Source organism: Paenibacillus ferrarius, from assembly GCF_002027705.1.
Taxonomy (GTDB): domain Bacteria; phylum Bacillota; class Bacilli; order Paenibacillales; family NBRC-103111; genus Paenibacillus_E; species Paenibacillus_E ferrarius.
Window position 1 is genome coordinate 1 of record NZ_MBTG01000006.1, and the last position, 17,130, is coordinate 17,130.

Sequence of the window (17,130 nt, forward strand, 5' to 3'; positions counted from 1 at the left end):
CCGCCCCGAGCGCTCCCGACTCAGCCCGCTCACCCCGCGCCGCCCCGAGCGCTCCCGGCGCCGTCCGCTCACCCCGCGCCGCCCCGGGTTCTCCCGACTCAGCCCGCTCACCCCGCCGCCCCGAGCGCTCCCGGTTCAGCTCGCACTCCCCGCCGCCCCGAGCGCTCCCGGCTCAGCTCGCACTCCCCGCCGCCCCCATCGCTCCCGGCTCAGCTCGCACTCCCCGCCGCCCCCATCGCTCCCGGCTCAGCCCGCTCACCCCGCCACCCCCGGCTCTCCCGGCTCTCCCGGCTCAGCTCGCTCACCCCGCGCCGCCCCCAGCCCGCCGTCAAAGGCCAGCCGGGCCAAGCCACGCGTGCAACCCTATGTCCTCGTCGAACAAGCATCGCGTCCCCGCCCACGCTCCGGCAGCACCTCCCGATAATCATCTACTCACCCGATAATCATCATCTCAGAACCCGTATCCGGCAAGGCCGAAATGAGCAAATGATTATTTCGGTACCTTCCTCCGCCCCTGTAATGTGGAAGTTGTAGCACACCACAAATTTACGGAGGTCTATCCCATATGAAGAGAAAGTTAGTTTCGATTCCGCTTAGCGTCCTGTTAGTTTCCAGCTTTGCTTTGGCAGCATGCTCGGATGGAGGCAAGGCTACTCCTGCCGCTACGACCGGTACAGCCGCAACGGCAGCGCCGAAAGCAACAGCCGATAACACGCCAACGGCGATTACGATCATGGCTCCGCTCAACACGGCGCAGACGCCGCCGGATACGATTATTAAAGAGCTGGAGAAATTAACGAATACGAAGCTGACGTACCAATTTTTCCCGGCAGATACGTATGAGGAGAAATTGAACACAACATTTGCGACAGGTGCACTGCCGCAGGTGACGTACCTGAAAAACCAAGCGACCTTCATTCAGATGAAGTCAGCGATTCGTGACGGACAATTCTGGGAGATTGGGCCGCTGCTCAAGGATTTCCCGAATCTTAGCAAATTGAAATCGACAACGAATGACAACACCAAAGTAGATGGAAAGCTGTACACCCTGTATCGCGGTGTCGATATTGCGCGTCAAGGTCTTATTTATCGCAAAGACTGGGCTGACAAGCTGGGATTGAAGCCGCCTGCTACGACGGAAGATCTATATGCCATGATGAAGGCGTTCACCGAGAACGATCCGGATGGCAACGGGAAAAAGGATACGATCGGTTTAACGGATCGGAACGATCTGATCTATGGTGCTTTCAAAACGGTAGCGACTTGGTTAGGCGTGCCGAACAACTGGGGCGAGAAAGACGGCAAGCTGCAGCCGGAGTTCATGTTCCCGGAATATGTAGCGACGATGGATTATTTTAAAAAGCTGCGCAACGAAGGGCTGATCAACAAGGATTTCGCCGCAACGAGCAAAACAGATCAACAAAAGCTCTTCACCAACGGGACAGCCGGTATGTATATCGGGGCGATGACCGATGTATCGACACTCAATAAAGATTTGATCAAAAACGTGCCAACAGCCGTCGTCGATGTACACAGCATGGTCGCAGGACCAAACGGCAAATTCGCTTCATGGGCGCTTCCAGGCTTTGCGAACGTGGTGCTCTTCCCGAAATCCGCAATCAAAACAGAAGCTGAATTGAAGAAAGTTCTAGCTTTTTTTGACAAGATGATGACGCCGGAAGTGGCTAACCTCGCAAACTGGGGCATCAAAGATGTGAACTACAGCGTCATCGATAACAAAGCGAAGAAGCTGGATGAGGAGAAATGGACGCGTGAAGTGAAGCCGTTCACTGATGCAGCGATTGGCGATGAAGATACGTCGGGAAGATACTTGGGCATTCCTACGATTCCAGCGCAAGGCAAAGCAGATGAGCTGAAGATTGCTAACCTGAAATTTGCTGTGCAGGATCCGGTAGCTGCGTTGGATTCCAAAACGTATTTGGAAAAAGGGGTTCAATTGCAAGAAGTCATTAAAGACGCAACAAACAAATATATCTACGGAACAATCGATAAAGCTGGGTTTGACAAAGCGATTGAGGATTGGAAAAGCCGTGGAGGCAGCAAAATTATTGAAGAATACAACGCTTTGTACAAAAAATAAAAAATGCGCAGTCCGTCACACTGGTTGAAGTTGAATGTTGGGAGGGCTGCTGCACGAGCAGCAGTCTTCTCGTTGGTATGAATCACCCGGAAAGGAAGAAGTGATATGCAAGAAGTGAATGTGGCTAGGCGTGTGGTGGCGAGGAAACAAAGCAGTGAGCTGAGCAGACGGTTGTGGAAAAATAAATGGATTTACGTCATGCTGCTGCCGGGCGTGCTCTATTTTCTGATTTTCAAATATATCCCGATGTACGGACTCATCATTTCGTTTCAGAATTATAAGCCGTTCAAAGGGATTAGCGGAAGCGAGTGGGTTGGGTTTGAGCATTTCCATCGGCTGTTCACCGAACCGGATTTCTTTAACATTTTAAGCAATACACTGATCTTGTTTGTGATGAATCTTGTGTTTTATTTCCCGATTCCGATCATTATGGCGCTGATGCTGAATGAAGTGAAATCGGATTTTTTCAAAAAGACGTTTCAAACGGTTGTTTATCTGCCTCACTTTATGTCCTGGGTAATTATTGTTTCGATTAGTTTTGTCATGTTTACGATGGATGGCGGGATTATCAACGATTTGATTGAGTACTTCGGATTCGAGAAGATTAACTTCTTGCTGGCTCCTGAATGGTTCAGACCTATGTATATTCTGCAAGTCATTTGGCGGGAAGCTGGCTGGGGAACGATTATTTATTTGGCGGCGATTGCTTCCATTGACCCTCAACTCTATGAGGCTGCGCGTATGGATGGTGCGGGACGAATCAGACAGATGTGGCACATTACGCTGCCGGCGATTCGCAGTGTCATTATTGTTTTATTAATTTTGAAAATTGGTGCGGTTCTCGAACTCGGTTTTGAACATGTCTACTTGCTCCTTAACTCCATGAACCGAAATGTTGCGGAGATCATTGATACTTATGTATATACGGCTGGTTTGAAACAAGGTCAATTCAGTTACAGCGCGGCAATTGGACTGTTCAAATCGTTTATTGGACTGGCGCTAGTCATGCTGGTGAACCGAATTGCGAAGAAGATGGGCGAAGAGGGCGTTTATTAAATGGTAACGCTTAGGAGGTTAACACCATGGTTGAAGATAAAACATTAGGCGGCAGGATGTTCGGGATCATCAATTATTTGTTATTGACGATTATTGGTCTCGTTACGGTGATCCCTTTTGTACACGTTGTTGCAGGCTCGTTTACGACCAGCGCCGAAATGGCAGCTAAAAAGTTCGTCATCATTCCGACTGAATGGAGCATTGAGGCGTATCGCTTCATTTTCTCAACGAATACGATTTTCAAAGCGATGGGCGTCTCGATTGGTACTACGCTTGCTGGGACGATCATCAGTATGTTTATCACGGCTTTGATGGCCTATGGCCTTTCCCGCAGAGACGTGGATGGCAGGAAAGTGATTATGTTTCTGGTTGTGTTCACGATGTTGTTTCACGGCGGTTTGGTTCCGACCTTCTTGGTGGTTAAGGAATTAGGCATGATCGATACCTATGCGGCGCTTATCCTGCCTTCGGCGATCAGTGCGTTTAACTTAATTATTCTGAAAAATTTCTTCCAGAACATCCCCGAAGGATTGGAAGAGTCGGCGAAAATTGACGGCTGCAGCGACTTTGGCATCTTGTTCCGAATCGTACTGCCTTTATCCATGCCGGCGATCGCGACGATTTCGTTGTTCTACGCCGTAACGTATTGGAATACGTACCTTAGCGCAATTCTGTACTTGAATGAGAGCGCCAAATGGCCGATTCAAGTTCTTCTGAGACAGATTGTTGTGCTCGCCAGCGGGATGGACCACAGTGTGGATTTGGATAGTGTGACCCCGCCGCCTGCACAATCGATCAAAATGGCGGTTATCGTCGTGGCGACGCTGCCGATTTTGGCGGTGTATCCTTTCTTGCAAAAACATTTTGCTAAGGGAGCTATGATCGGTTCGATTAAGGGATAGAGGGAAGGAAATGAACATGCAGACACAGCAGACAGACAGTACGGAGATTCGCCGGCTTCTCACTGAAATGGATGGTTTGTTTGATGGTTATATGGCTTGGCTGGGCGGTCAGTATGACGCGGCGAGCGGCGGATTTTATTATGCCGCCAGCTCGAGAGGTCTTGCAAACGCGGAGCCAGACATCGAATCTACGGCTCAGGCTTTAAATATCCTTGAGCGATTCGGCTTGCTCGGCAATCTGCCAAGCGGGATGCGACAAGGATTGGTCCGTTTCTTTCAGCAGAAGCAGGACGCGGCTTCGGGCTACTTCTATGACGCTAATCCGCTGATGCGAAATGATGAAGTGATGGTGGCCCGGGCCATCAGCTACAGCTGCAACGCGCTGAGGAAGCTGGGCGGCCAGCCGCTCTATGCGCTGCCTTATGAGGCGCAGCAAGCGCCCGCTTACATGAGCTCGCCGGAATCCTATCTGGCGTGGCTGCAAGCCATCCCCCTGATGAACAGCTGGCGCGGCTGTGATCGATTGTCTACGTCCAGTGTGTACGTAGAGCAGGTTGAGCCTGCCGAGCGCAGAGCGGATTTCGCGCGGATCGCGTTCGACTTCTTCGCACGGAGTCAGGATATCCACTCGGGTTTATGGGGGCAGGGCTCCCATTATGTGCGGATCTCCGGCACATTCAAGCTGCACATTTTCTATGACCGCTTTCATGTGCCCCTGCCGAAAGAGGACCGCATCTATCAGAGCATCCTCTATGCGCTTAAGAATGAAGAAGCGGCGGATATGTGCTATATCCGCAATCCGATTCACTTATTATCCTATATGAAATTGGATATTCCGGCCCATGAGCTGCGCGAAATCATTGAGCTTACGCTGGCGAATATGAAACGTCTTCTGCGCGCAGATGGCGGGTTCTCCCGGGAGCTCGCCCACTCGCCGACAGCGCCCAATGTGGCGCAGGTCAAGCAGGGCGAGTACTACCCGGAGATGCCGCAGGCCGTTCATATCGGCGGCGGCATGGTGGAGGGCGATATGAACGCAGGGACGCAGGCGCTGCTGATTCGATCCGTCTGCTACCAGCTAGCTGGCATTGAAGCGCCGAGTTTGGAGGCGAGCCAGCATGTTTGGTACGCGAACACGAAGCCGTAAGCCGGTGGTTTAGGATGCCAGGGACTGCATCTTCCACGCCTAGAAAGTTATCCACAGAAGCCAAGAACACGCTATGGAATCATGGCATTTATCAGTTTGGCAATGCCTTGGCCGGCGTCTTCATCAGCCTTTATTTATGGAAGCTGACAAACGACCTCTGGATCAATGGCGCGTTCCAATTGATTATGCTGCTGTCTGCGCCGATTGCAACGGTGTATATCGGCAGAATCGCCAAAATCAAAGATCGCTTATATGCCTATCGGGCGGGTATTTATTTAACGGCTTTATTTTATGTGCTCATCTTGATTGTGCAGGAACGCATGGTGGATTACTATGTCTGGTTTGCCTGCTTGAAGGGAGTTTCTACAGCTTTCTACTGGCTGGGCAACTTCACGATGATTTCCGATGTGACGGATAATGAGAACCGGCATAAGTATTTAGGCTGGAATGCCATGGTCACGCATGTAGCGAATTTATCAGGACCTGCCTTGGCCGGTCTGATGATCGCAAGCTTTTCGGAGATGAAGGGGTATATCCTTGTTTTCGGGTTTTCCTCATTGATGTTTGTATTGGCCTCTGTACTTAGCTTGCATATCAAGAAAAAGCCAACACACCACACGGCCTATTATCTTAAATATACGCGTTTAATTTTGAAGAAACGCCCGGATTTCACAAGGTCGCTGGTGGGATGGTTCATTATTGGGCTTCCGCAAGGCATCATGATGTATGTGCCGGCTATCTTGCTTTTTCAAGTGCTGCCTCAAGAGTCGTGGGTCGGCTATTTGAACGCTTTTTTCCTCAGCTTATCCATTATTTCGAGTTATATCTTGTCTGTCAAAGGAAACGAAGCGTCAACGAATGCCTATTTATCCTTAGCGGCTTGGGGTTTTGTTGGTTCTGCGCTGGTTTTATTATGGGACATCTCCCTATGGACGGTCATCGTGTTTATGTGTGTTTCGTCTTTGTTCAAGCCGCTGCAAGCGAACACGTACACAGCCCATTATTATCAACTGATCGGCGATATGCCGCTCAAAGAGAACTTCCGGATCGAATCCATCGTTATTCGCGAGTCCGTTATCAACTGCGGCCGAGCTGCAGGCGTACTGCTTTTCATGCTGACAGCGGGGCAAATTGATCATGTGTGGCTGCCTTGGATCCTCGTATTGATCATGTTTATGCAAGTGTTTATAAGGCCGTTGATTCATAAAACAATTTAAGGATAGAGAGGGAATTCATTATGACGCAACACGATGTAAAATCACCTATCGAATGGGCCCAAGCTGCCTGCGATTCCATTATGAGCACCTACACACCTATGGAGCTGCCGCCTGCGGGGCGCTGGCATTACCATCAAGGTGTATTTTTGTGCGGTATGGAAATGTTGTGGGAAGCCCAGCAGGACGATCGTTATGATGCGTATGTTCAGGCGTACGTTGATGGCTTAATTGATGAGAACGGCAATCTTTACTTTGCACGGGATGAGCTCGATGCGGTGCAGGCGGGACTGCTTTTGTTCCGATTAGAGAAGAAGACAGGCCGCAAGAAATACCGGCTTGCTGCTGATAAGCTAAGAAGCTTGCTGAACACGCTGAACCTGACGTCTGAGGGTGGATACTGGCATAAAGACAAGTATGCCTACAACATGTGGCTGGATGGTTTGTATATGGCAGGCGTGTTCTCTTTGAAATATGCCAACGCCTACGGAGACCCTGCTTTGCGGGAAACTGTGCTGCATCAGGAAGCATTGATGCGCAAATATATGAAAGACGAAGAGACGGGACTGTACTACCATGCATGGGACGAAAGCCGGGCGATGCCTTGGGCGAACCAAGCAAACGGATGCTCGCCGGAATTCTGGGGGCGTTCTCTCGGTTGGTATGGTTTGGCTGTGGCGCAATTTCTCGATGAGCTGGCCGCGGATGACCCAGGTCGCGAAGCTTTAGTGAACTCTTTGCATGATTTCGTTCATGCGTTGATTCGTTATCAGGATGCGGAGAGTGGACTGTGGTATCAAGTTGTCGATAAAGGGGATCAGCCTGATAACTGGCTCGAAACCTCCTGTACAAGTCTTTTCGTCTACACGATTGCCAAAGCGATTAAGCATGGCGTTGTTGGTCAAGAGTGTGCGGCTGCTGCTGTGAAGGGATATGAAGGACTAATCCGCACGTTGCAATTCGATGAGCAGGAGCGGGTGATATTGCCGCTGATCTGCATCGGAACGTCGGCTGGGGACTACGAGAACTATGTGACGCGGCCAACCAGCGAGAACGATCTGCATGGCGTGGGAGCTTTCGTTATGGCGTGTGTAGAAGTGCAATCATTAGTCGAGTAAAGCTTTCAAGAAACGAACAGACGCAACAACTGATCACACAGCTGTTAGTCGTCTGTTCTTTTTTTAATAAAAATAAGAAGGAGCAATGAGACTTGATGAAGCAAAAACGGTGGATGGCAATTCTAATGTCAATGGTATTGTTGTGTTCGATGCTCCCAATGGCAGTGCTTGCGGCTGGACCAGCGATAAGCATTCCAAGTGGCAGCAGCTGGCTGGGAAGCGTGTTTGGCGATCTTGGCGGAGCGCCGACCGATACGAATTTTGCGATTACAGAAGATGCAGCCAAGGGAACAGTAGTACTTAAAAGCACTGGCGATAAAGGTAAAATTGCCACTAGTACAAGCGCCTCCGAAGGAATGGCGTATTATTATCAAGGCATTAGCCAAGCGGATAACTTCGAGTTGTCGGCCAAAGCTACGGTCAATACGTGGACAGCCAACGGTCAAGTTTCCTTCGGTATCATGCTGCGCAGCAATAAGCTGGATAATGCCTCTCAGTCATCCTACACTGGTGATTATGTCGCCGTAGGCGCACTGGACCAGAAGATGGAAGCTTTTTATAAACAGGGCGTTTTCAATAGCTCGACGAATCCGGTGAAGAAAATCACCAATTTTAGCGCAACTGCACCGGGAGTAGGCATTGGCTATGAACTCAGCATCAAAAAATCCGGCAATGTCTTCGTCGTGAGAATAGACAACGAAACAAGGGTCATCGACAATTTCACAGGAAGCCTTGCATATGCGGGTCTTTATGCAGCCAGAAATACGACGGTGACCTTCAGTGATGTTACATTCACAAAGGACACAAGATCTCCAATCCAATTGAAACTTGATTATTCCGCAATGAAAACCGATTATTTCGTAAGCGACAGCCTGGATCTAACCGGATTAAAAGTTACGGCGGTATACCCGGATAACCTTGAGAAGGAGCTTTCGGCAAGTGATTATATTGTCTCTGGATTTGATAATACCAAGGCAGGAGCCAGTTCCATTCTTGTCAATTTCAACGGACAAACGGCATCTGTTCCCTTACAGGTTAAGCCTTTAATCGTTACGGCTTTGGACATTCAATATCTCCCTGCCAAAACGGATTATTACCTTAACGAGGCTTTTGATCCGCAGGGCCTGACGGTGCTTGGACAGTATAACTACGGCAATGAGTGGGTGCCGCTGGCAAGCAGTCAATACGCTTTTTCCATTCCGGCTCAAGATGCAACCGTTTACAATTCTACCTATCAATTCAAAACAGCTGGTGTAAAAACGGTAACAGCGAGATCCACCGTCACTTCAACCACCTATAAGACGTTCGATGTTACGGTTAGAAATGCGCAATTAACAGGTTTGGATATCCAGCCTCCGCATAAGACAATGTACTTCGTCGGGGATTCCTTTGTACAAGACGGCTTAGCCGTAACGGGGAATTATAGCGACAATTCCAAGGAAAAGCTTCTGCGAAGCGAATATACGCTGACAGCGCCTGATATGAGTTCAGCAGGAACGAAAACTATCGAAGTTTCTACCTATAAAGGTGCGCCCAAAGGCACTTTCAGCATCACAGTAAATCCCCAAGCGATCGTAGGCAGCCAAGTCACAGCGTATCCGAAAACGACTTATCTGATTGGCGAAGCTTTTGATCCAGCAGGCATGGAGATATCGACGGTGTACAGCAGTAAGCTGGAGAAGCTGCCAGTTGGCCAATATACGCTAAATCTCGATGCTTTCGACAATACGAAGGCTGGTGTATATGAGATCCCGATTGTTCCTGTCTATACAGCGATTCCGCCAACCGTACTTAAAGTAACCGTGGCTGAACCTAAGGAGTATGCGTGGAAATCGATCCGGTTCGGTCAATCCACGTCGAGCACGAATAACACGGTCACATGGAATGAGGATGGTTCTGTTAAGCTGGTGGCTTTAGAGGGGGGCGGTAAAATAACCGGCGATCACGATGGCATCACCTTCTACTACACAGAGCTGGACGCGGTAAAAGATAACTTTGAATTATCGGCAGATATCAAAGTAATCGCTTATGCCAAAGAACCGCATGACGGTCAAGAATCTTTTGGAATTATGGCAAGGGATGCCATTGGTACACCTGGGGACTCCAGTGTATTCGCTTCGAACATAGCGGCTATCGGCGGCTATAGTGGTGGCACGACTAAACCGAACGGGACGCAATTGTTCGTTAGAACAGGCGTTACCGCCCCGAATGGCGGCAGCCAAGGGATACAAAACAGCATGCTGAGCTCGGTTAAACCAGCCTTAAGCAACACCTATCCAGCAGCCAATTATAAGCTCACGCTGATCAAAACGAACAATGGCTTCACGGGCCGTTTAAATAATGGGACTGAGGATAGCTTCTATGTGCCGGATATTATGACGGTTCAAGATGGCAGCAAGATGTATGTAGGCTTCTATACAGCGCGTCTTGCGACGATTGAGGTAAGCAATAAGCAATTGAAGGTGACGGCTGCTGAGACCGATGCTCCGAGAAAAGAACCGGTTAAACCATCAGTTACGCCTGATGTTAACTTTGAAGGGCTAACGCGGACTTCCTTGACGGCCTACTCGCTAGGGCTTAAGTCGAATGTAGACGGCAAGGTTACAATTAAAAGAGGATCGAGCTACATCGCGCAAGAAGCGGCTATGCAAGCAGGGAAGACGTTAACCTTGGCTACTACGGTTACCGCTAATACGTATACGAACTTTAGCGCGATTTTTGTACCTGACGACGACAAGCAGTCTCTGACTTCCTATGATAAAATCGTCAAAAACCTCACGGTGGATATGAAATCCTTCGATAACGGCGACATTTATGTTTCGCCGGCAGCAACCTCCGCAAGCGGCGGGGATGGTACAATAGGCAACCCGCTTGATCTGGATACGGCGATTGATTACGTCAAGGCAGGTCAGCGCATTCTTCTGCTGGATGGCCATTATGTGCGAAGCACCAAAATCAACATCCAAAAAGGCAACGACGGGACAGCCGAAGCGAGGAAGTACTTGATCGCAGCCCCAGGTGCCAAGCCAATCCTTGATTTTGACAAAAAATCAGAGGGTGCTGTGCTGAGCGGCCATTACTGGCACGTAAAAGGTATTGATTTTACCCGTTCAGCGGCTAATACCAAAGGCTTTACCGTTGGCGGCAGCAACAATATCGTGGAAAGCAGCAGATTTTATGACAATGGAGACACAGGTCTGCAAATTAGCCGTACAGATGAGTCGGAGTCGAACAAGGCGCTGTGGCCTTCCAACAATCTGATCCTTAACTGCGAATCCTTCGATAACGTGGATCCCTCCAATAATAATGCGGATGGCTTTGCTGCCAAGCTGACATCGGGTACGGGCAACATTTTCAGAGGCGATATTTCGCATAATAATATTGACGATGGCTGGGACTTGTACACGAAGGCAGGTACGGGCGCTATTGGCTCCGTTCTCATCGAAAACAGCATTGCTTATCAGAATGGCACTTTAACGAACGGCCGTGTCGGTGAAGGTGACAAAAACGGCTTTAAACTTGGCGGCGAAGGCATCCATGTACCGCATGTCATCCGTAACAGCCTAGCTTTCGGCAATGGCGCGTATGGCTTTGCGAGCAACAGCAACCCGGGCGTTAGAGCGGAGAGTACGAACATTGCGTTCAACAATGCCAAAGGGAATCTGAATTTTACAACGTACTCGGGCATTCAGACAGATTTTAGAATTGATGGCTTTATTTCTTATCAAAAAGATTACACAGCCAAAGATAACTATCCGGCACAATTAAACTCAGCTGCGAATTACTTCTTTAACGGAACCAAATCACTCAATCAATTAGGGGATCAGCTAACCGATGCTAACTTTGCGAGCTTGGTGCCAGTGCTGCCATATTTGAGAGATGTTGACGGCAGCATTATTCGGGGGGATTTCCTTAAATTGCTGACAGGCAAGCCAGACACACCGGATACCCCAGACACCCCAGACACACCGGGCACGCCAGGTACTTCAAACGCCACTTCGGGATCGTCAGGTGGAAGCTCAGTAGGTGCGATGGAAATTGTGTCTGGTGGAGTGTCTATCACAAGCCAGTCGATCAACAAGGTAACAGCTGGGAAAACCGTAGCTACCGTTGTGATTGACGATGAAGCTTTGACGAAAGCCATCAGAGCGGTGGAGAACAATGAGATTGCGAACCGTACTATTTTTATTGAAGTGAACAGCACCGAATTAGCAGCCCGGGTGGAAGTTCCGGCAAGTGTCTTGCGTGGATCAGCGGTGATACTCTCCATAAGAGCTAACGGTGTCGCGTACCATCTGCCTTCACAAGTGATCGATGTCGATGCTTTAGCCAAAGTGCTGGGAATCGATGCGGCGGGCGTGACGTTGGCTGTTGAAATCGAGCGGGATGCAGCCTCGGATTCATTGCTTGCGAAGATCAAAGAACAGGGTGTTGCCCTTCTTTCCAAACCGGTTGCCTTTCATCTTTCGGCTGAAGGCAATGGCAAGACGATTGCGGTGAACGATTTTGGGCGTACCTATGTAGCCCGCAGCTTGATGTTGGATAGAACCGTTGACGCTGATCAAGCGACTGCGGTCCTGATTCATCCGGAAACAGGGGGATTGACGTTTGTTCCGGCTATTTTCCGCGAGGCAAACGGCCAAACAGAAGTGACCCTGAAACGCCCTGGCAACAGCCTGTACGCGATTGTTCAGTCTTCAGCGAGCTTCGAGGATGTGAACGGACATTGGTCCCAAGCCGAGGTGGAATTGCTTGCTTCGAAGCGGGTCATCCAAGGCGTATCTGCCCACAGCTTTGCGCCGGATGCTCAGATTACGCGTGCTGAATTCGCCGCCCTTCTAGTCCGGGCGTTTGGTTTAAATGAAGAAACATCCACACGTTTCTCGGATGTGCCAGCAAACAGCTGGTACGCAGGGACCGTGGGCGCATCGGCTAAGGCTGGCTTCATTGATGGCTTTGAAGATGGCTCGTTCAAGCCAAATGAGCGAATCACGAGAGAACAGATGGCGATCATGATCAAGCGAGCAATGTCGCTCGCAGGTAGAACGACCGCAGTCGATCTTAAGCAGCTAGACAAATTTAGCGATAGTAAGGAACTAAGCACATGGTCCAAGGATGCTGTAGCTGGGGTGTTAAGCGCGGGTATTGTCAATGGTGTAACGGCAACAACCTTTGTCCCGGCAGCCCCTGCGACCCGTTCGGAAGCCGCTGTGATGCTGAAAAGACTATTGCAACTTGTTCAGTTTATTAATTGATTGGCAGAGGGCGCCCGTGGGGCGTCCTTTTTGCTGCTTCTATGAGAGGGCGAAGTTTCCCGCTCGTAGGTGCGCCGAGCCCGCGCAAAAGGCCGTCTCATCGCGCGAATGAGGCCAAATCCGCGGCCATCACAGATAATCCTCTGTCAGGCGAATCTGTATCTAGCAAAATAAGGAATCCCGCACAAAGTAAATTATGATAAGATATACTATTAGAAAAGCTAATTTATAGTGTTAGGTCCTGCTAGAAAAAGGGAATTTTGGTCCAGAACTCACTATCAGGAGGTACCAGATATGAAACGAACGTTAGTCATCAGCGATATTCATGGCTGTGTGGAAGAATTCAAACAATTGCTGGATACAGTAGTTTTTAATGCGGACGAGGACAAGCTTGTATTGCTTGGCGATTATGTAGATCGAGGGCCGGCTAGCCGGGAAGCGGTAGAATTCGTAATGCATTTGGTGCGGGAGAAAGGCGCCATAGCGCTCAAAGGAAATCATGATCAGCGATTCGTGGATGTTCTGGGAGGCGTAGACTCGCTTACCGAAATGAAGTTTTTCGAGCATGGAGGTATTCAGACGTTTAAAAGCTTCAGCCGTGCGGATAATCTGGATATTAAGCAATCCAAAGAGCGGATTATTGCTAATTGCAGCGATCATATTGCCTTTCTGAACAATCTTCCGCTGTATTACGAGGACGAGACCCATATTTATGTTCATGCTGGACTGAACCCTGCTTATACAGATTGGAAAACTCAACCGGAGCGGGATTTTTTGTGGATTCGGGCGCCTTTTGTCCAGCAGCGGACCGTCGTGAAGAAAACCGTCGTATTTGGGCATACGACCACCAAGGATATTCATGGCAAAGCCGATGTATGGTTTGATCGTGATAAAATCGGCATTGATGGCGGGTGCGCTTACGGCATGCAAATCAATTGCTTGGAAATTAAAGGTAAAAACAATTATAAGGCCTATTCGGTTGCTTCCAAAGGCAGCTGGAAATCATAGATAGCGGCTTAAGTACATTTTAGCAAGAAACATCAAGAAGCATAATTTGAAATAAAGTAAACTTTCTATAGAATGCTGGAGGGGGCACAGGATGGACGCCGATTACTACGTGCGGATTCAGAAGACTTTGGACTATATCGAAGATCATCTTTCGGCGCCGTTGTCTTTAGAGTGCTTGGCACGCGTGGCTTGCTTCTCTGAATTTCACTTTCATAGAGTCTTTCAAATCATGGTAGGAGAAGCTGTGATGGAGTATGTTCGGAAAAGAAGATTAGCCAAAGCGGCCTATCAAATTGCGCATACGGATACAAGGCTCATCGATATTGCCCTCGACAATGGGTTCCAGTCCCACGAGAATTTCACTCGAGCATTCAAAAAAATGTTTGAACGCACGCCGCTTGCTTACCGCAAACAAGGTATTGTGACGCCCGTTTATGCCAAAGTGAATGTGCTGCAACAGAAATTCAATCCCTATTTAGGAGGAATACGAATGGAATATCAACTGAAGACAAAACCCGCTTTCAAGCTGATTGGGTATGAGCTGCAAACGACCGTTAAAGAGGGGCAGAACCTCCGTGAGATTCCGGCTTTCTGGACCTCATATATCCAAGAGAATAAAGGGAGCCGCATAGGCAACCGTGTCCACGCTGACACACCAATTGAGCTGGGGCTTTGTACGGATTTCGATATGGAATCAGGGGCAATGTCTTATATCATTGGGATGGAGGCGACAAGCTTCGAGGGTGTGCCTGCCGATTTGGTATGTCGGGAATTTCCGGAAGCGAAATATGCTGTGTTTACGACCCCGAAGGTTGCGAAAGAACAATTTGCAGCTTCTATACAGAGCACATGGAAGGCTATTTTCGCAGAGTGGTTTCCTCATTCGGGTTATGAGCATGCAGGTGGAGTGGAGTTTGAACTGTACGATGAGCGCAGCGATCCTTTCCAAAATGAGCAGGTCGAGATGGATATTTATATCCCGATCAAGAGCAAATCAGCTGCATCCGTGTAATGAAACTAGCATGATTTGTCATAGAAATGAAATCTTGTTTTCATCTTAGTTTAAGGTTCGGGACCTATAATGAAATTCGACCCCCTTTTAAATATATATATACTTAAGACCTGCGGCCCGTTGCTGTGGGTCTCTTTTTTTGCGCGCGATTAGCTGTACAAAATAAAAAAAGGCTTCTCTCGCTTACCTCACCAGAGGATCACGGGAAAAGCCTGCAAAACGTCTTGCATTAAGCGCGCTTGGAACGCCCAATGACGACAATCAAAGCTAGGATAAGGAGGATCAAAGGCATCGCTGCTACGCTCATGCCTTGGCCTGACTTCAGATGCGTCAGCATAGCTCCGGCCATAATGACGACAATCACACCTGCTGAAGAGAAGGCGATGCGCGGCTTCCAGAAGCCGATGACAAGCCCGATGCCAGCGAGCAATTCTATCGTTCCGACGACATACATGAAACCAATTCCGTACCCATAGGTCGTGGTGAAAGCTTCCACCTGCATGGGAACGGCTGTTACTTTCATAAATCCAAACATTAAATAACTAATGGCTAAGAGAACCTGAAGAATACGAGTAACCCACTTCAATTCGGAAACACCTCAATTTTCATTGATTCCTTAAAAGGAAACCGATAGATAGCTAAGTGATCCAACTTCATAGCTGCGATGAATGACCTGGGGTGTGCGAGATGGATCTCCGCTTCCCATAGCAATATAAAGCGGAATGAAATGCTCTGGTCTTGGCACGGCCATTCGAGCATTGGGAGCTTGGCTTTCATAGTTGAACAAGGCTTCCAAGTTCTGAACTTGCATGTTGGTTATGAGCCACTCGTCGAAATCAACAGCCCAAGCATCCGGTTCTTTGGCTTCCCAGTTAAGAGCACGCAAGTTATGCACGGTAGCGCCGCTTCCGATAATCAAGATATCTTCTTGATCCAGGCCGCGCAGCGCTTCGCCGATGCGGTATTGCTCCGCCGGAGGCAAGTAAGGGTTGACGGAAATTTGAATAACCGGAACGGCTGGTGTCGGGAACATTCTCAGAAGAGGAACCCACGAGCCATGATCAAGCCCGCGTGCAGTGTCCAGGTTCACAGCGATGCCTTTGGCTTGAAACCGTGCGGCGATTTGACTAGCCAGCGCTTTATCGCCTTTGGCTGGGTATTTGATTTGAAACAGCTCGTCAGGGAAGCCGCGGAAATCATAAATCGTTTCATACACATCGTCGGAGGCCGAAATCGTCAGAACCTCTGTTTCCCAATGAGCGGTGAAAATTACAATGGCTTTCGGTGAAATGGATTTGCCATATTCGAGCAAGAATTGCGTACAGGCTGTATCCTGGATAGCCATCATAGGTGAGCCGTGCCCAACAAAAATAGGTGAAATCATCAGTAAACACTCCTCTTTAAGTTACAATTAATCACTTAGTTACTTTATGTAACTGATATTACGATATAATTTAGGTTTCGTCAAGTAACTAAATTACTTTTTGTAACCTTGTATATGGACGGCAACTTCCTCTATAATAAATAAAGATATAGAGGTGATAATGATGGAACAAATACCAATGCCAATGTGTCCCCGTTTCGAGAAAGCTGTCGAGATTCTCAGCAAACGCTGGACATCGCTCATCGTTTTTCAATTGCTGTCCGGCCCGCAGCGGTTCGCCCAGATCGACCATGCTCTGCCGAATATTAGCGGCAAGGTCTTATCGGAGAGGTTGAAGGAGCTGGAGCATGAAGGTATTGTACGAAGAGTAGTATTCCCGGAAATTCCGGTCCGTATTGAATATTCCCTATCTGAGAAAGGGCGGGCATTAGCTCCGATTTTTGGAGAGATCGCGAAGTGGTCTTCCGAATGGCTGCCGGTCCCGGAATAAGGGCAACGATAAAAAAGGTCATCCACCTGCTCAGCAGCAGGTAGATGACCTATTCGTCTTATTCGGGTTGATTCGGGTCGACGATTTCCAAAGCAGCAAAAGAGTTTCCGCCGCTTGTTTCATCGTCAGCTTCCACCAATCGTTTCAACACGTTTAATTTATTTTCCCAATAACGCTCATAATAAGCTAACCAACGCTTCAATTCCATGAGAGGTTCTGCCTCCAGCCTATAGCGGGTCTCGCGGCCAACCTTACGCTCTTTCACAAGGCCGGCATCGGCGAGGATGCGAAGATGCTTGGACACCGCGGTGCGGCTTATGGGAAAATGCCCGGAGATGACCGTGACCGGCATCTCTTGTTCACCTAACAGCTGCAGCACCTGACGGCGTGTCGGATCAGCAATGGCCTGAAAGACATCATGTTTCTGCGATGGGACAGCCATC

General features: G+C 49.0%; 13 protein-coding genes. 10 read left to right on the forward strand and 3 right to left on the reverse strand.

Annotated features, from left to right (window positions below; genetic code table 11):
- Window positions 1–565 precede the first annotated feature (565 nt).
- The 9 genes from BC351_RS07385 (at window position 566) to BC351_RS07425 (ending at window position 14,813) form a co-directional block, all read left to right on the forward strand.
- Entirely contained in the window at window positions 566–2,101 is a 1,536-nt protein-coding gene (locus BC351_RS07385; RefSeq protein ID WP_079410243.1) for an extracellular solute-binding protein, read from the forward strand.
- 105 nt (window positions 2,102–2,206) lie between these two features.
- Window positions 2,207–3,157, forward strand: coding sequence for an ABC transporter permease (locus BC351_RS07390; RefSeq protein ID WP_079410245.1), 951 nt, complete (start codon window positions 2,207–2,209; stop codon window positions 3,155–3,157).
- A gap of 26 nt (window positions 3,158–3,183) precedes the next feature.
- A complete protein-coding gene (locus BC351_RS07395) occupies window positions 3,184–4,059 on the forward strand; it encodes a carbohydrate ABC transporter permease (RefSeq protein ID WP_079410247.1) in 876 nt (291 codons plus the stop codon).
- Window positions 4,060–4,069: 10 nt separating this feature from the next.
- Entirely contained in the window at window positions 4,070–5,206 is a 1,137-nt protein-coding gene (locus BC351_RS07400) for a hypothetical protein (protein WP_244208915.1), read from the forward strand.
- A gap of 14 nt (window positions 5,207–5,220) precedes the next feature.
- Complete coding sequence (locus BC351_RS07405; protein WP_079410249.1) at window positions 5,221–6,423, forward strand: MFS transporter; 1,203 nt, start codon at window positions 5,221–5,223, stop codon at window positions 6,421–6,423.
- A 20-nt stretch (window positions 6,424–6,443) separates the two neighbouring features.
- Window positions 6,444–7,538 (forward strand): glycoside hydrolase family 88/105 protein, encoded by a 1,095-nt coding sequence (locus BC351_RS07410; RefSeq protein ID WP_079410251.1) that lies wholly within the window; start codon window positions 6,444–6,446, stop codon window positions 7,536–7,538.
- A gap of 95 nt (window positions 7,539–7,633) precedes the next feature.
- Window positions 7,634–12,793 (forward strand): bacterial Ig-like domain-containing protein, encoded by a 5,160-nt coding sequence (locus tag BC351_RS07415; RefSeq protein ID WP_079410253.1) that lies wholly within the window; start codon window positions 7,634–7,636, stop codon window positions 12,791–12,793.
- A 294-nt stretch (window positions 12,794–13,087) separates the two neighbouring features.
- Window positions 13,088–13,801, forward strand: a complete 714-nt coding sequence (locus tag BC351_RS07420) for a metallophosphoesterase family protein (protein WP_079410255.1) — start codon at window positions 13,088–13,090, stop codon at window positions 13,799–13,801.
- Window positions 13,802–13,892: 91 nt separating this feature from the next.
- On the forward strand, window positions 13,893–14,813 hold the full coding sequence (locus tag BC351_RS07425; protein WP_079410257.1) for an AraC family transcriptional regulator: 921 nt from the start codon (window positions 13,893–13,895) through the stop codon (window positions 14,811–14,813).
- A gap of 229 nt (window positions 14,814–15,042) precedes the next feature.
- Here the strand turns inward: BC351_RS07425 and BC351_RS07430 are convergent, their stop codons facing one another.
- The gene (locus tag BC351_RS07430) at window positions 15,043–15,399 is read right to left on the reverse strand and encodes a DoxX family protein (RefSeq protein WP_079410259.1); all 357 of its coding nucleotides are present in this window, start codon (window positions 15,397–15,399) and stop codon (window positions 15,043–15,045) included.
- Between the two features lie 30 nt (window positions 15,400–15,429).
- Window positions 15,430–16,197, reverse strand: coding sequence for a DODA-type extradiol aromatic ring-opening family dioxygenase (locus tag BC351_RS07435; protein WP_079410261.1), 768 nt, complete (start codon window positions 16,195–16,197; stop codon window positions 15,430–15,432).
- Between the two features lie 163 nt (window positions 16,198–16,360).
- On the opposite strand from BC351_RS07435, the gene BC351_RS07440 reads away from it, so the two are divergent.
- Entirely contained in the window at window positions 16,361–16,687 is a 327-nt protein-coding gene (locus BC351_RS07440) for a winged helix-turn-helix transcriptional regulator (RefSeq protein ID WP_079410262.1), read from the forward strand.
- 58 nt (window positions 16,688–16,745) lie between these two features.
- Here BC351_RS07440 and BC351_RS07445 read toward each other — a convergent pair whose 3' ends face one another.
- Window positions 16,746–17,129: an ArsR/SmtB family transcription factor gene (locus BC351_RS07445; RefSeq protein WP_079410264.1), complete on the reverse strand. Its 384-nt coding sequence runs from the start codon at window positions 17,127–17,129 to the stop codon at window positions 16,746–16,748.
- Between the last annotated feature and the right edge of the window lies 1 nt (window position 17,130).

Excerpts from the sequence above, each read along its gene's own strand:
- BC351_RS07395 (WP_079410247.1), top strand. The coding sequence starts at position 3,184 with ATGGTTGAAGATAAAACATTAGGCGGCAGGATGTTCGGGATCATCAAT.
- BC351_RS07390 (WP_079410245.1), top strand. The coding sequence starts at position 2,207 with ATGCAAGAAGTGAATGTGGCTAGGCGTGTGGTGGCGAGGAAACAAAGC.
- BC351_RS07445 (WP_079410264.1), bottom strand. The coding sequence starts at position 17,129 with ATGGCTGTCCCATCGCAGAAACATGATGTCTTTCAGGCCATTGCTGAT.
- BC351_RS07415 (WP_079410253.1), top strand. The coding sequence starts at position 7,634 with ATGAAGCAAAAACGGTGGATGGCAATTCTAATGTCAATGGTATTGTTG.
- BC351_RS07400 (WP_244208915.1), top strand. The coding sequence starts at position 4,070 with ATGAACATGCAGACACAGCAGACAGACAGTACGGAGATTCGCCGGCTT.
- BC351_RS07425 (WP_079410257.1), top strand. The coding sequence starts at position 13,893 with ATGGACGCCGATTACTACGTGCGGATTCAGAAGACTTTGGACTATATC.
- BC351_RS07420 (WP_079410255.1), top strand. The coding sequence starts at position 13,088 with ATGAAACGAACGTTAGTCATCAGCGATATTCATGGCTGTGTGGAAGAA.
- BC351_RS07440 (WP_079410262.1), top strand. The coding sequence starts at position 16,361 with ATGGAACAAATACCAATGCCAATGTGTCCCCGTTTCGAGAAAGCTGTC.
- BC351_RS07435 (WP_079410261.1), bottom strand. The coding sequence starts at position 16,197 with ATGATTTCACCTATTTTTGTTGGGCACGGCTCACCTATGATGGCTATC.
- BC351_RS07385 (WP_079410243.1), top strand. The coding sequence starts at position 566 with ATGAAGAGAAAGTTAGTTTCGATTCCGCTTAGCGTCCTGTTAGTTTCC.
- BC351_RS07410 (WP_079410251.1), top strand. The coding sequence starts at position 6,444 with ATGACGCAACACGATGTAAAATCACCTATCGAATGGGCCCAAGCTGCC.
- BC351_RS07405 (WP_079410249.1), top strand. The coding sequence starts at position 5,221 with ATGCCAGGGACTGCATCTTCCACGCCTAGAAAGTTATCCACAGAAGCC.